The organism is Streptomyces sp. NPDC002888 (assembly GCF_042888465.1).
In the GTDB taxonomy this organism is placed as follows: domain Bacteria; phylum Actinomycetota; class Actinomycetes; order Streptomycetales; family Streptomycetaceae; genus Streptomyces.
Window position 1 is genome coordinate 349922 of the sequence record NZ_JBIAPU010000002.1, and the last position, 14893, is coordinate 364814.

At 70.4% G+C, this 14893-nt stretch carries 11 protein-coding genes; 4 read left to right on the forward strand and 7 right to left on the reverse strand.

From position 1 onward, the window contains the following. Positions 1 to 9 precede the first annotated feature (9 nt). Entirely contained in the window at positions 10 to 1254 is a 1245-nt protein-coding gene (locus ACFYWX_RS04570; protein ID WP_389422467.1) for an extracellular solute-binding protein, read from the reverse strand. Between the two features lie 48 nt (positions 1255 to 1302). Then, a complete protein-coding gene (locus ACFYWX_RS04575; RefSeq protein ID WP_389422468.1) occupies positions 1303 to 3249 on the reverse strand; it encodes a glycoside hydrolase family 127 protein in 1947 nt (648 codons plus the stop codon). A 213-nt stretch (positions 3250 to 3462) separates the two neighbouring features. Here ACFYWX_RS04575 and ACFYWX_RS04580 point away from each other — a divergent pair, with 213 nt between their 5' ends. Beyond that, positions 3463 to 4503: a LacI family DNA-binding transcriptional regulator gene (locus ACFYWX_RS04580; RefSeq protein ID WP_389422469.1), complete on the forward strand. Its 1041-nt coding sequence runs from the start codon at positions 3463 to 3465 to the stop codon at positions 4501 to 4503. A 3-nt stretch (positions 4504 to 4506) separates the two neighbouring features. Here ACFYWX_RS04580 and ACFYWX_RS04585 read toward each other — a convergent pair whose 3' ends face one another. Beyond that, positions 4507 to 5106, reverse strand: coding sequence for a Uma2 family endonuclease (locus ACFYWX_RS04585; RefSeq protein ID WP_389422470.1), 600 nt, complete (start codon positions 5104 to 5106; stop codon positions 4507 to 4509). Between the two features lie 200 nt (positions 5107 to 5306). On the opposite strand from ACFYWX_RS04585, the gene ACFYWX_RS04590 reads away from it, so the two are divergent. The 3 genes from ACFYWX_RS04590 (at position 5307) to ACFYWX_RS04600 (ending at position 9367) form a co-directional block, all read left to right on the forward strand. After that, positions 5307 to 7130: a bifunctional metallophosphatase/5'-nucleotidase gene (locus tag ACFYWX_RS04590; protein ID WP_389422471.1), complete on the forward strand. Its 1824-nt coding sequence runs from the start codon at positions 5307 to 5309 to the stop codon at positions 7128 to 7130. 1126 nt (positions 7131 to 8256) lie between these two features. Continuing rightward, positions 8257 to 8643 (forward strand): hypothetical protein, encoded by a 387-nt coding sequence (locus ACFYWX_RS04595; protein ID WP_389422472.1) that lies wholly within the window; start codon positions 8257 to 8259, stop codon positions 8641 to 8643. A gap of 430 nt (positions 8644 to 9073) precedes the next feature. Then, on the forward strand, positions 9074 to 9367 hold the full coding sequence (locus tag ACFYWX_RS04600) for a hypothetical protein (protein ID WP_389422473.1): 294 nt from the start codon (positions 9074 to 9076) through the stop codon (positions 9365 to 9367). A gap of 3 nt (positions 9368 to 9370) precedes the next feature. On the opposite strand, the gene ACFYWX_RS04605 is transcribed toward ACFYWX_RS04600, so the two are convergent. The 4 genes from ACFYWX_RS04605 to ACFYWX_RS04620 form a co-directional block, all read right to left on the reverse strand. Then, on the reverse strand, positions 9371 to 10021 hold the full coding sequence (locus tag ACFYWX_RS04605) for a hypothetical protein (RefSeq protein WP_389422474.1): 651 nt from the start codon (positions 10019 to 10021) through the stop codon (positions 9371 to 9373). A gap of 102 nt (positions 10022 to 10123) precedes the next feature. Beyond that, positions 10124 to 12601, reverse strand: coding sequence for a dolichyl-phosphate beta-glucosyltransferase (locus tag ACFYWX_RS04610; protein WP_389422475.1), 2478 nt, complete (start codon positions 12599 to 12601; stop codon positions 10124 to 10126). Beyond that, a complete protein-coding gene (locus tag ACFYWX_RS04615) occupies positions 12598 to 13299 on the reverse strand; it encodes a GntR family transcriptional regulator (RefSeq protein ID WP_389422476.1) in 702 nt (233 codons plus the stop codon). The genes ACFYWX_RS04610 and ACFYWX_RS04615 overlap by 4 nt, the downstream gene beginning before the upstream one ends. A 95-nt stretch (positions 13300 to 13394) precedes the next feature. Next, positions 13395 to 14750: an aspartate aminotransferase family protein gene (locus ACFYWX_RS04620; RefSeq protein WP_389422477.1), complete on the reverse strand. Its 1356-nt coding sequence runs from the start codon at positions 14748 to 14750 to the stop codon at positions 13395 to 13397. Between the last annotated feature and the right edge of the window lie 143 nt (positions 14751 to 14893).

Below are 14893 nucleotides of genomic sequence, written 5' to 3' on the forward strand. Positions count from 1 at the left end.
GTGTCGTCCTCAGTTCTTCTGCGCGCTCGCCTGCGCCGTGTCCATCGCGTCCTGTGGGCTCTTGCTGCCGGAGAGGGCCGCCTGGACGGCGGTCCACATCGGCTGGGAGATGGTCGGGTACTTCGTGCCCAGACCGCCGCTGGTACGGCCACGGGCCGCGGCCACCGCGTCCACCCACGGCTTGAGCTTCGCGTTCTGCTTCACCTGCTCGGCCTGCACCGCCGCCGTCGGCGCCACGTACGCCAGCGTCGTGTCCGTCGGCAGCAGGTTGGCGTCACTGGTCAGACATGTGACGATCTTCTTGCTGACGTCGTAGCGCGCGGTGTCCTTCTGCACGGGCACGGTGACGAACTCGCCGCCCGTCGGCACCGGCGCCGAACCACCGCTCTGCCCGGGGACGTTGATGATGCCGTAGTCAAAACCGGCCTTCTCGGCGTTGCCGAGCTGCCAGGTGCCGTTCTCGCCGAACGCGTAGTCGCCGGTGGCGAACTCCTGCCAGCTGGTGGTCTGCGTGTTCTGCAGGACGTCCTTGGGGGCCAGCCCCTCGTCCACCCAGCCCTTCCACAGCGACAGCGCGGCCACACCCTTCGCGGAGTCCAGCTTGGTGAGGTCACCGCCCGCGCCCCAGAACCAGGGCAGGAACTGGAAGCTGCCCTCCTCCGTGTTGATCGCGGAGAAGGTGATGCCCTTCTTCCCGGCCGCCTTGACCTTCTTCAGCGCCGCCGTGAGGGAGTTCCAGTCCTTGATCGAGGCCGGGTCGACGCCCGCGGCGGACAGGACCTTCTTGTTGTAGTAGAGGGCGAGCGTGTTGGCGCCGATCGGCACTCCGTACGCGGCGTCGTCGATCGTGCCCGCGCCGATGATGTTCTTCTGGATCGACTTCGTGTCGAGGCCGAGGTCGCTCGTCTTGTTGAGGATCCCCGCCTCCACCAGCGTCGAGACGACCGGGTTGTCGACGAGCATCACATCGGGCGCGTTGCCCTGCTGGGCGGCCAGCAGCGCCTTGTTGCCCAGGTCGGTGGTGTCGTACGCGGTGCGCTTGACGGTCACCCCGGCCTTCGTCCCGCACTCGGAGACGAGCTTGCCCCACGGGGAGGACGCGTCGAACTGCGGGTACGGGTCCCAGAAGGTGTACGTCCCCCCGGACGCGTCGGTCGAGCCCGAGGAGTCGGACCCGCCTCCGCAGGCGGTGACGGAAGCGAGCGCGCCGACGACGGTGAGCGCGGCGAGGAGTGTGCGGCGGGTGGATATCACGGGGCTGACCTCGATGTTCGTAGGGCGAGGGTGTGAGGAGGGTCAGGGTCAGGAGGTGGGCAGCCAGACGCGCATACTGCCGTCTTCGCGGTTGGCCCAGGCGTAGTAGGGGATGGCGGTCAACTCGACGGGCTCGCCGCCTTGTCGCGGAGAACTGTCGGCCGGTCCGTAAGGCCACCAGCCCGGGTCCGGGATGTCGCGCCGCCGGCCGGCGGCCACGACGGTGGTCACGCCGCCGAGCAGGTCGGGCCGGTGCTTCACGGCGAGCGGACGCGTGGTGTCGACGACCATGTCGTCCAGGCCGCCACCCGGGTGGTCGATCTGCTCCAGGCAGTACACGAGCGGCCCGCGCTCGATCGCCACGCAGCCGCGCACGGCGTCCACGCGCGGATCGGCGGCGGTCAGGCGCGGCTCCAGCGCGAGCTCCAGGACGACCCGGTCGCCGGGCGCCCAGGTCCGCTCGATCCGCAGCCAGCCGTCCTCCACGGGACCGTCGTACGACTCCTCCCCGCACCGCACCCGCACGTCGCGGCACCACCGCGGGACGCGCAGGGAGAGCGTCCAGGGCCGGTCGGCCGGGGTCTCCTCGACGGTGAAAGCGATCGAGCCGTGCCAGGGGTAGTCGGTCTCGCAGCGGATCGCGATGCCTTCGGCGGCGGTGTAGCGCCCGCTGACGTACTGGTGGATCTGCAGACCCCCGTCGTCGCTGCTGGCCAGGTAGTGCTCCAGCGAGGCGAGCAGCCGCATGACGTTGGGTGGGCAGCAGGCGCAGCGGAACCAGCGGGTGCGGCGGGCCGACTGGTCGCCACCGGGGTCGGTGTGTCCGTCGCGGACCTGGAGCGGATTGACGTACAGCCAGCGCTCGCCGTCCAGCGACACCCCGGCCAGGAAGCCGTTGTACAGCGTGCGCTCGATCAGGTCCGAGTAGCGGGCCTCGCCGGTGAGCAGGGCCATGCGCCAGCTCCACTGCACGGAGGCGATGGCGGCACAGGTCTCGCAGTACGCACGCTCGTTGGGCAGCTCGTACGGGTCCCCGAAGTCCTCCTCTTCGTGATGGGCACCGAGCCCGCCGGTGAGGTGGGTCTTGGTGGTGGTCATGGCGTGCCACAACCGCTCGGAGGCGGTGCGGAGTTCGGCATCGCCGGTCTCGGTGGCGAGATCGGCGGCCGCCGCCAGCAGGTACAACTGCCGTACGGCGTGCCCCTCGACGTTCGTCGCCTCGCGTACCGGCACATGGTCCTGGCAGTAGGCCTCGCCGCCGAGCAGGCCGTGGCCGTGCCGGTCGACGAAGTAGGCGGCGAGATCGAGGTAGCGGCGCTCACCGGTCTCCCGGTACAGCTCGACCAGGGCGGTCTCGACCTCCGGGTGGCCGTCGATGCCGTCGATGGGCTTGCCGCTGTCGGGGAGACCGAAGACGGAGTCGACCTGGTCGGCGAACTTCCGGGCCACATCGAGGAGTTCGGGCCGTCCGGTGACCCGGTGGTGTGCGACGGCGGCCTGGATGAGATGCCCCGCGCAGTACAACTCGTGGCCCCAGCGCAGATCCTGGTACTGCTCGCCGCCCTTGACCAGCTGGAACCAGGTGTTGAGGTAACCGTCGGGCTGCTGGGCGCCGGCGACGAGGCCGATGATCCGGTCGACGTGGGCTTCCAGGTCGCCGTCGTTTCCCTGTGCGAGCTGCCAGGCCGCGGCCTCCAGCCACTTGTAGACGTCCGTGTCCACGAAGGGGTACGCGCCCCGGAACTCGCCCTCGGCCGCGCCCGCCGCGAGCCGCAGGTTGTGCAGGTTGCCCGCGGACTCCAGCAGTTCGGGGCCCTGCGGGATGGAGGTGCGCGCGTTGACCTCGCGCCGGGTGAGCCAGAAGCCCGCGTCGAGACCGACGGCGGCGGGACGCAGCACGGCACGCGCGTCCGGGCCGAGACGGACGGGGCCGACGGAGCCGACGGGGTCGACGGAGCCGACGGGAGTGGGCGGGGAGGAGCTTGTGCGGGACATGGTTCTCCGAGTGAGGGAGCGTGAAGAGGGAGCGTGTTTGAGCAACCGTTTTCCTGAGCGGAAAGTAGAGGGCAGCGAGGAATGCGGGTCAAGAGCTGCGGCAAGAGTTTTTTCAACTTGCCCAGGGACTGGCACTAGGCTGCGGCGCCTGTCACGATGGTGCGCGCCGTTGTCGCTGTCATCCCCGCCGCCGTCTAGGAAAAAGGTTTGCTCGTGATCCCTGCCGCAGGTGCTCCAGGCTCTCCCCCCACCGGCCGGGCCAGGCTCGCCGACGTCGCCGCGCTCGCGGGCGTCAGCGTGGGCACGGCCTCGAAGGCGCTGAGCGGCGCCGGCCGGATGCGCCCGGAAACCCGGCAGCGGGTGCTGGACGCGGTGGCCACCCTCGGCTTCCGCCCCAACCAGCACGCCCAGAGCCTGCACACCGGCCGCAGCTGGACGGTCGGCCTGATGACCACGGACGGCATCGGCCGCTTCAGCACCCCGGTCCTCCTCGGTGCCGAGGACGCGCTCGGCGCCGGCAAGATCTCGGTCCTGCTGTGCGACACCCGCGGCGACGCCATCCGGGAACAGCACCACCTGCGCAACCTCATGGACCGCCGGGTGGACGGCATCATCGTCACCGGCCGCCGCACGGACGCCCGCCCGCCCCTGACCGGCATCACGGGCCTGGAGTCGATCCCCGTGGTCTACGCGCTGTCCCCGTCGACGAACCCCGCCGACACCTCGGTCGTCTCCGACGACAAGGGCGGCGCCCAACTGGCCGTCGACCACCTCCTGTCCACCGGCCGCACCCGCATCGCCCACGTCACCGGCCCCGAACACCACGCCGCCGCCCGCGACCGCGCCCACCACGCCGTGGACCACCTGGAGACGGTCGGCCTCGGCCTGTCCACCGGCCGCGTCCACTTCGGCGAGTGGAGCGAGGCATGGGGCCGCCGCGCCGCCGACGCGGTCCTGCGCACCGCCCCCGACACCGACGCCTTCTTCTGCGGCAACGATCAGATAGCCCGCGGGGTCGCGGACGCGCTGCGGGAACGGGGCGTCGGAGTCCCCGGCGAGATCGCCGTCGTCGGCTACGACAACTGGGACACGATGGCGCTGGCGAGCCGGCCGCCGCTCACGACCATCGACATGAACCTCGCGGAGATCGGGCGGATCGCGGCGCTGCGGTTGCTGGAGGCGATCGACGAGGCGGATACGGCCCCGGGGGTGCGGCCGGTGCCTTGTCGGCTGGTGGTGCGGGAGTCGACGTGAGGGTCAGTCCTGGGCGGGGCGGTGGAAGCCGGTGGTGTCGAGGGCGCAGTTGAAGGGGGCGGGGATGTCGAGCTTCTCGCCGAAGGGCTTGCTGCAGCGGGCCTGGTATCCCTCGGCGGACGGTTCCCAGAGCACCGTGGCCTTCTCCTCCTGCATGTCGAGGATGAGATAGACGGGGACACCTGCCTTGGCGTACGTCTCGACCTTGTCGGTCAGGTCGTCGTCGCGAGTGGCGGAGGAGGTCAGTTCGGCGACGAAGGAGAGGGCTTCGCCGTCCAAGCGGTTGCTTGTGGTCCGGCTGGCTTGTCGGTCTACGACCTGGATGTCAGGGCCATAAGCGCGCTCTGCGCCTGGAAAGACGTAGAGGAAGGGACCATAGGTGATCCGGTGCCCTTCGGGCAGATGGGGACGCAACTGATCGCAGACCAGGTCCATGACGTCGAGGTAGTACCCCTGTGACCACGGCGACATGACGATGTTCCCCCTGATGATCTCGGCCTTGTAGCCGTCCAGCACGTCCAGCCTGTCGAGGTCGTTCAGCAGGTCCTCGAAGCTGGGGGGCTCGGTGCTGCTCATCGTCGGTCGCTCAGCCATCAACGTCATGATGCGCCCTTCCACCCGAAGCCGGCCAGTCGCCACACAGAGTGGTCGAGCGCTTACTCGACGGCGAAACTTCGGTCATTTCCGTTTGTTGACCCGGACATGGCCTGCTCCTGGTTCCGGGTGGCACCGTCCGGCCACCACCATCTACGCGTGTAGTCCCACACGGCGCACCACTCGCCCCCACCTCCCGGGAGTTCCGCATGCCCGTCCACCCCATGAACCGCCGCGAGTTCATGCACAAGTCGGCCGTGACCGGTGCCGCGGTGGCCGCCGCCGGGGCCGTGGCGGCGGCCGCGCCCGCGGAGGCGGCGGACCAGGCCACTCCCCAACACACGCCCCGCACCTGGTCGTTCTCCATCCTCGGCACGACCGACCTGCACAGCCACGTCTTCGACTGGGACTACTACACGGACGCCGCCTACAAGGACAGCAAGGGCAACTCCGTGGGCGTCGCCCGTGTCGCCACCCTCATCAAGCAGCAGCGGGAGGCGAAGGGCGAGGACCGCGTCCTCCTGGTCGACGCCGGCGACATCATCCAGGGCACGTCACTGGCGTACTACTACGCGCGCGTGGACCCCATCACAGGGGCGGACGGCAAGAAGGGCCCCAAGCACCCGATGGCCGTAGCCATGAACCACATGCGCTACGACGCCGCCGCCCTCGGCAACCACGAGTTCAACTACGGCATCGACGTCCTGCGCAAGTTCGAGAGCCAGTGCCGCTTCCCGCTCCTGGGCGCCAACGCGCTTGATGCCAAGACCCTCAGGCCCGCCTTCCAGCCGTACGCCATCAAGCGCATCTGCGTCCCCGGCGCCCCGGACATCAAGGTCGGCATCCTCGGCCTGACCAACCCCGGCATCGCCCTGTGGGACAAGGACAACGTCAGCGGCAGGATGGTCTTCCCGGGCCTGGTCGAACAGGCGAAGAAGTACGTGCCGAGGCTGCGGGCGCTGGGCTGTGACGTGGTCTTCCTGACCGACCACTCGGGCCTTGACGGAAGTTCGTCGTACGGTGACGAGCTGCCCTACGTCGAGAACGCGTCCAACCTCGTGGCGGAGCAGGTCCCCGGCATCGACGCGATCCTGGTCGGTCACACGCACGTAGAGGTCTCCTCCTACACAGTGAAGAACGAGCAGACCGGCAAGGACGTCGTCCTCTCCGAGCCGTACTGCTGGGGCATGCGCCTGACCGTCTTCGACTTCGACCTGGAACTGGTCCGAGGCCAGTGGAAGGTGCGGGAGATCCAGGCGCAGACGCTCAACCCCAACGGAGTGGAGGAGGACGAGCAGATCACCAAGCTCCTCCAGGCGGACCACGAGTTGGTGGTGAAGTACGTCAACACCCCGGTCGGCACCTGCACCCAGGACCTCTCGGCGGCGGAGTCGTGCTGGAAGGACGTGCCCATCATGGACTTCATCCACGAGGTCCAGATGAAGACGGTGTCGGCGGGCCTGTCGGCCTCGGACGCGGCGTTGCCGCTGATCTCGGTCGCGGCCCCCTTCAGCCGCACGGCGGACATCCCGGCGGGCGACGTCACGATCCGCGACATCGCCGGCCTCTACATCTACGACAACACGCTGTACGGCAAGAAGCTGACGGGCGCCCAGCTCAGGGACTACCTGGAGTACGCGGCGAAGTACTACCACCAGGTTCCGACAGCCATGAAGGTCGACACGTCCACCCTGACGAACGCCAACAACTTCTGGGACTACATGTACGACACGGCGGCGGGCGTCTCCTACGACATCGACATCGCCCAGCCGGAGGGCTCGCGCATCAAGAACCTCACGTACGCCGGCCAGGCGGTGACCGACGACCAGGTCTTCGTCGTAGCCGTCAACAACTACCGCGCCAACGGCGGCAGCGGCTACCCGCACATCGCCTCCGCGGACATCGCCTACAGCTCCACCAACGAAATCCGCCAACTGATGATCGACTATGTGACGGGGAAGGGCACGCTGGATCCGGCGGACTTCGCGGCGACGAACTGGAGGCTGACACAGGCGGGGACGGCGGTGTTCTGAGGCCCACCGGTGCGGAGGCCGGGGGCCGCGGGCGGTGGGTGGTGCGCGCCGGGCGAGTGGCGGCACGCCGGGTGGGTTGAGCGGCTTGCGGGTGCTGGGAGGCGCGGGGAGGGGGCGCCGAAATCGCTCCCTGGGTTCGGCGGTGCGGGAATTGGCGGAGTGGGGCCAGCGAGCAGCCCCATCACCGGCCGAGTTCGGCCCGCCTCCTGGCACAAACCTTCCAACACACCGCTCTCCAAGCACCGCAACCCCGCCACCGCCCCCTCGCTCCCAGCGATTGGCGGATCTGTGCCACCCCACAGAGGCAAAGCCCCAGGCGGACAACCCCACACAGGCACACATCCGCCAATCCCCCGCCGAACGCCCACCAGCCCTTCCCCGCCCCCCATCCGCCTGCCACCCCCTCGCCGCTAAGCCCACCCGGTGCGCCCCCACCACCCACCAACAGTCGACCGCCAAACCCACCTGGCGCCCCCGCCCCGCCGCCGCGCACCACCCACCGCCCGCAAGCCGCTTTACTCACCCGGCGTCCATGCGGGGCGCCGCCGCGCCCCCCCACCCGCCACCCGCAGACGCTAAGCCGACCCGGCGTCCATGCGAGGCGCCGCCGCGTCCCCCACCCACTGCCCGCAGACGCTAAGCCGACCCGGCGTCCATGCGAGGCGCGACCGCGCCCGCCAACCCCGGCCCGCAACGCAGCCCGCCCCCACCCGCAAGCACGCGCCGGCCACCCGCTTTTCCGGGCCGCTCGCTCGCTTCTCACCCGTGCTGGAGCGGACCGGGTCAAGGGGCGGCCGAAGGCCGATCGGCGCAGCCGACGCGAAGCGCCCTTGAGGCGGGCCGTGGAAGCACGACACTGACAAGAAGCGGGCGGTCCCCACGTTCACCTCGCCAATCGGCGGGCTCATCAGCGCGTGGCGGTCTCCACGTTCACCTCGCCAATCGGCGGGCTCATCAGCGCGTGGCGGTCTCCACGTTCACCCCACCAGTCAGCGGGCACATCAGCCCGCGGCAGCCCCCACACGTGCTTGAACGTGTCGGTTTTGGGAGAGACCTGCACAGTTGGGGGGCTCTGCTCTACCCTCGATTCACGGCCAACACCGCTGGGAGACCGGGGAGGGTGTTCGTGGACCAGGTTGCACCTGAGTTGCTGATGGCTCTGGCGGGCGGGACGGCGGGCGCCGCGGGGCAGCAGATCTGGGCGTCGCTGCGGGAGTTGGTCAGACGGCGGCCGGCGAGTGGAGAGCGCACCGGTGAGGGCGAGTTGACGGCGCTCGACGAGGCGTCGGACGACACGGTGCGGGCGCGGGAGCTGGCCGGGGTGCTGGCGTTGCGTGCCCAGCAGGACCCCGCGTTCGCCCAGGCGCTGGAGGCCTGGCGCCGTGCGGCCGAGGCGGTGAACCGGGGCCGTACCGGCTCCGGTGACGTGCACAACAAGATCTCCGGAAGCACGTTCCACGGCACGGTCGTCCAGGCGCGCGACATCAACGGCTCCCTGTACCTCGACGGCTAGGCACGGCGCGACCATGCCGGAGGAGCTGGACGACGGCTCCCGGGTGCGCCACGAGATCTCCGGCGATGTTCGTCGCGAACACCGAGCTCGGGCCCACGCGGCACGTTTTCGTGCCCGCGCTGTGCCTGCCCGCCTGCCCGCCTGCCCGCCCGCCGTCGGCGGCATGTGGTGACCGCCGACCCCGAGCTGTACGCCGCCATGGGGTGAAGGGCGCCCGCCCCCAAGCCCCGGCTGCCGAGCTCCCCCAAGCCCCGGCTGCCGAGCTCCCCCAAGCCCCAGCTGCCGAGCTCCCCCAAGCCCCGCCCCCCCAAGCCCGCCCCTGAAGCGCCCCGCCCCCTCCCCGCCGTTCCCGCCCAAGAGATAAACCCCCCAAACGGGCATATTCTGAATTCGCACCCCTGCCTGTCCCAGTCAGAAGAAGGTGAGTGCGATGCGCGTACTGCTCAAGGCGTCCATGGACACGGAGAGGGCCAATGAGGCCATCCGGAACGGCACCCTGGGGAAGCTGATCCAGGAGTCGGTGGCACAGATCAAGCCCGAAGCGGCCTACTTCACCACCGACAACGGCCAGCGCACCGCCTTCCTGGTCTTCGACATGCAGGACAGCTCCCAGATGCCGGTGCTCGCCGAGCCGTTCTTCCTCACCCTGGGCGCCAAGATCTCCTACACGCCGGTGATGAACCTCGACGACCTGCAGAAGGGCCTGTCCCAGATGGGGCGCTGACCCTCAGCTGAAGATGATCATCGACCCCTGCGCCAGACTCCGTGTCGCCGCCGCGTGCAGCCCCAGCCACACGTGCCGTTCGCGGGCGAAGGGGCTGGGGTCGTACGGCGCGGGGACGGCCGGTTCCTCCAACTCCGTGGGGGCGAGCGGGGGGTTCGGAGGCGCCGGAGGGTTCGCCGGGTCGATGCCGATCGACGGGGCCACGTACTCCAGCTCCCGCAGCAGGGCCTGGGAGGAGCCCAGGGGGCCGCCGCCCGCGAGGAGTTCGTCGTTCGACAGGGGTTGGGGGAAGTCGACGGGGACGTACGCACCCGCGTGGTCGTAGTGCCAGACCAGGTGCGACTGCTGGGCCGTCGTCTCGAACATCTCCAGGAGCTGTTCGTAGTCCCCGCCCAGCTCGTCCACCGGCGTCACCGGCAGCCCGCACACCTGGAGCAGGTAGACGCGGCGCAGGAAGTGCAGGGCGTCGTAGTCGAAGCCGGCCACCGGGGCGACGTCGCCCGAGAGGCCCGGCATGTACTGGTACACCGGCACGGGCGGGAGTCCCGACTCGGCGAGCACCTTGTTGTACTGCGCGAGTTCCTCGGCGAAGGGGTTGTCGGGGGTGTGGCACAACACGTCGACGAGCGGTACCAGCCACAGGTCACAGGCCAAAAGAGGCTCCTCACTCAGCGCGCGGCACGGTCCTGGAAACGAGTCGAAGGAGTAGGAAGCGTAGTCGGTGCGGCCCGGGGTCAGCTCCCCCCGTGCAAACGGTCATCTCCCCTCGTGCAGATCCCATACCCACACACCGTCCACCCATTTACCCGGACGGCCCACCAGCTTTCGTACTACTTCCCGCAGCGGCCCGTCGTTGGGCTGGGGCGCCAACACCAGAACGCCCGCCTTCCAGTGGGCGAGGTCGCGTGCCGCCTCCTCCCGCGAGCCCGCGGTGACCACCGGGACGACGCCCGTGTAGCGCACGGTGCGCAGCAGGTCGGCGGTGTAGCGCAGGGGTGCGCCGTAGACGCCGGTGCGGTCGTCGCCGAAGGGGCCGTTGAAGTAGCCGCCGGGCATACGGAAGCCCAGGCCGGCCGCGGTCTGCCAGTGCAGGGCCTCCGCCGCGCCGGGGTCGGGCAGCGGCACCGGCACGAGCGCCTCGCCCTCCCGGACGTACCCCTTCCAGGTGCCCTCGGCGAAGAAGGCGGGCACCTCGGCACGGTCCACGGACTTCAGCGGGGCGGGGACGAGGGGGAGCAGGGCGAGACAGACGGCCAGCAGGCCGGTGTACTGCGTCCCCAGGTTCCGGGTGGCCGCCAGCCGGCCGACCGCCACGGCGAGCAGGATGCCGAGCACGGGCGCGCAGATCAGGGCGACCCGGCTCTCGATGACCGACTCGAAGAGGGGGCGGTCGGCGAGCAGGGCCCAGGGGCCGGGCAGCACCGTGTCGGTGAGGGGGATCCGGATCCTCGGGCCGAGGGACAGGGCCGCGGCGCCCAGGGCCGTGAACGCCAGCGCCCTCACCAGGGCCCGGTTCCACAGTCGTACGGTGATCGCGAAGGCGAGGAGGGCGAGCGGCCAGCCGTAGAAGGCGTTCTGTTCGGTGGGGTTGCTGGAGAGGGCGGCGGCCCGGCGCGCGTCGCCCGCGAGTAGGGAGCGTTCGGCGAAGGAGAGCAGGGCCAGCGGGCTGTTGGCCGCGTTGTCGCCGTGCAGGATCGAGTCGTAGCTCTGCGGGCCGGAGAACTGCCACAGCAGGGGGTAGCAGATCAGGGGGAGGCACACCGACGCGGCGATGGCGAGGCCTTGCAGCAGGGGGCGCCAGGACTGCCGCACCACGTCCCACCGTACGAGCCCGTAGGCGGCGGCGAACAACAGCATGCCCATCGCCGCGAGCAGCAGGGTCTCCTCGCCCAGGAACACCTGGTACGCCGCCATCAGGCCGAGGATCACCCCGTCCCGGACCACCCGGGTGCCCTCGCACAGGCGCAGGGTGCGGTCGATGATCAGCGGGATCACGAAGAGGATCACGAAGTTGGGGTGCGCGTTGGCGTGGCTGACCATCGGCGGGGCGAACGCGGCGAGGGAGGCGCCGAGGAAGGCGGCCGCGCGCTGTCGTACGACGCGTTTCACGATCAGCCAGTACCAGGCGGCCGCGGTGGCGGCGAGGCCCAGCGTCATGCAGAGACTGAGGGAGACCGCGGGGCCGAAGAGCAGCGTGATCGGCGTGAACGGCACGGACAGGCCCAGCATGACCGTGTTGGCCATGAGGTTCACGCCCTCGGGGAAGCCCTGGAGGTCGCTGAAGAGGGGGTTGCGTAGGTGGGCGACGCTGTCGGCGGTCACCGCGAAGAACCACTCCCACTGGTTCTGGTCCTGGAGGGAGTCGGGGAGGTAGCGGTGGTCCGGGTCGAAAACGCGGCCGGAGTACAGGGCCAGCGCCATCAGCAGGAAGAGGACGCCGGCGACGAGGTCGGCCGGGCCGAGGGGGCGGATGCGGATGCGGGCGAGGTCGGCGAGGACGCGGGGGTAGTCCCAGGGACGCACCTTCGAGCCGGGCTGGTGGGACCAGTGCACCGGGACCTCGGCGACCGGCCAGTCGGCGCGGTGGAAGTGGTGCAGTACCTCGACGTCTATGCCCCAGCCGTTGAGGCGGGAGGCGGCGAACGCCGCGCGGGCCTTGTCGCCGTCGAACAGCTTGAAGCCGCACTGGGTGTCGCGTAACCCCGGGACCACCATCCGGCGTATGAGGGCGTTGCCGGCCCGGCCGAGCAGTTCGCGCAGCCGGTGCTGACGGGTGTCCTGCGTCGCGCCCGGCACCGCTCGGGAGCCGATCGCCGCCGTGTGCCCGCCGGTGAGCGCCCGGTCGAGGTGGTCCAACTCCTCGATGGGGGCGGCCAGATCGGCGTCCGTGACCAGCAGGAGGCGCCCGCGTGTCACCGCGGCGCCGCTGCGCAGGGCGTGGCCCTTGCCCCGGTTGCGGGGGCCGACGACCAGTTGGACGCGGGGGTCGCGGCGGGCCACGACGACCTCGCGGGTGGCGTCGGTGGAGCCGTCGTCGGCGACGACGATCTCCCAGGTGGGCCAGCGGTCGGCGTTGTCGCTGAGGTACCGGGTGACCGCGTCGAGGGTGCGGACGAGCCGCTGCTCCTCGTTGTAGGCGGGGATGAGGACGGAGAGGTCGACGCGGGGCGGGCCGCCGGTCCAGGTCGTGCGGAGGCCGGCCGCTCGTTCGGCCGGCGGGTGGGTCGCGCTCACTCGGCCGCCAGTCGCTCGATCAGGGCCAGCGAGTCCGCGCTGTACGCGGTGAGGATCGCGCGCGCGGCGGTGATGTCGCGGCGCGCCAGGGCGTCGACCAGTTCGGTGTGGCCGGACCACAGGTGGCCGCGCAGATCGCTCAGACGGCGCAGGTGCTGCACCGTGCAGGCCCAGGACTGCAGGCGCAGCCGGTGCAGGAAGTCGGCGAGGTAGGGGTTGCCGAACAGGGTGGCGAGCTCGCGCCAGAATCGCAGGTCGTAGCCGATGAGGACGGTCAGGTCACCGGCCGCGGCGGCGCGTTGGGCCTCCTCGCCGCGTCGGCGTACGCCCGCGACGGCGGCGGCGATCCGGGGGTCGTCCGGGGCCTGGAACCGGGTGGGCCCCGCCTCCAGGGCGTGGAACATGCCCTCGATGATCAGGTTGCGGGCCTCCAGCATGCCCCGGTAGTCCTCGACGGAGTACTCGTGGACGTGGAAGCCGCGGTGCTGGTCGGCCTCCAGGAGGCCCTGTGCGGACAGGTCGACCAGGGCCTCGCGGACGGGGGTCGCGGAGACGCCGTACTGCTCGGCGATCTCCTTCACCGTGAACTCCTGGCCCGGCTGCAGCCGCCCCGCCAGCACCTCGTCACGAAGGGCGTCGGCGATCTGCTGCCGCAGGGTGCTGCGGGTCACGGCGCCGTTGCCGCTGGAGCCGGGCATGGTCGGGGCGTCTCCCTCGTCGCGTAGAAGGTGGCGTACATCCATATGTACGAGCACGCCACCTTACGCGTTCGACTCCGCCCCGAACCGGCCAACTATGCCGTGTACTCGTCGGCCACCGACAGGGCCGCGTCCAGTGCCGCCAGGCCCTCCTTCAGCTCGGCCTCGGTCACGTTGCACGGCGGCACGACGTGGGTGCGGTTCATGTTCACGAAGGGCCAGATGCCGTGCTTCTTGGCGGCCGCGCCGAAGGCGGCCATCGGCGCGTTCGCCTCGCCCGCCGCGTTGTACGGCACCAGCGGCTCGTGCGTCTCCCGGTTCTTGACCAGTTCGATCGCCCAGAACATGCCGGCCCCGCGCACCTCGCCGACGCTCGGGTGCCGCTCCGCCAGCTGCCGCAGCGCCGGCTCGACGACGGACGCGCCGAGCTTCGCCGCGTTCTCGACGATGCCCTCCTCGGCCATCACGTTGATCGTCGCGACGGCCGCCGCGCAGGCCAGCGGGTGCCCGGAGTACGTCAGCCCGCCCGGGTACGGCCGCTGGGCGAAGGTGTCCGCGATCGCCCCGGAGATGGCGACACCGCCGAGCGGCACGTACCCGGAGTTCACGCCCTTCGCGAAGGTCATCAGGTCCGGTACGACGTCGAACAGGTCGGCCGCGAACCACTCACCGGTGCGCCCGAAGCCGGCCATCACCTCGTCGAGGATGAAGACGATGCCGTACTTGTCGCAGATCTCGCGGACCCCGGCGAGGTAGCCGGGCGGCGGGATCATGATTCCGGCCGTGCCCGGGATGGTCTCCAGGATGATCGCGGCGATCGTGCCCGGCCCCTCGAAGGCGATGGTCGTCTCCAGGTGCTCGAGCGCCCGCGCGCACTCCTGCTCCTCGGTCTGCGCGTAGAAGCGGGAGCGGTACAGGAAGGGCGCCCAGAAGTGCACGACTCCGGCGGAGGCGCTGTCGGAGGCCCAGCGGCGCGGGTCGCCGGTGATGTTCACGGCCTGCTGCGTACCGCCGTGGTAGGAGCGGTACGCCGACAGCACCTTCGCCCGCCCGGTGTGCAGCCGCGCCATGCGCACGGCGTGCTCCACGGCGTCGGCGCCGCCGTTGGTGAAGAAGATCTTGTCCAGGTCGCCGGGGGTCCGCTCGGCGATCAGCCGGGCCGCCTCGGAGCGCGCCTCGATGGCGAAGGCGGGCGCGAACGTCGTCAGCGTCGCCGCCTGCTCCTGGATCGCGGCGACGACCTTCGGGTGCTGGTAGCCGATGTTCGTGTAGACGAGCCCGCTGGTGAAGTCGAGGTACCGCTTGCCGTCGTAGTCCCAGAAGTACGACCCTTCGGCGCCGGCGACGGCGAGCGGGTCGATGAGCTCCTGGGCGGACCAGGAGTGGAAGACGTGCGCACGGTCCGCGGCCTTCACGGCGGCGCCGGCCTGGGGGTTGGGCTGAGGGGTCATGCGAGTGAGCGTAAATGTCCGCGATGCGGAAGCGGAATCGGCGTCCTGTCTGTGGGTGGGGGGTTTCCGCGACAGGTTGTCGAAGAGTTGGTGCATTGACAGCTTCCTGTCGAAGTGACAGCGTGTTGTCATACCGAGCCATG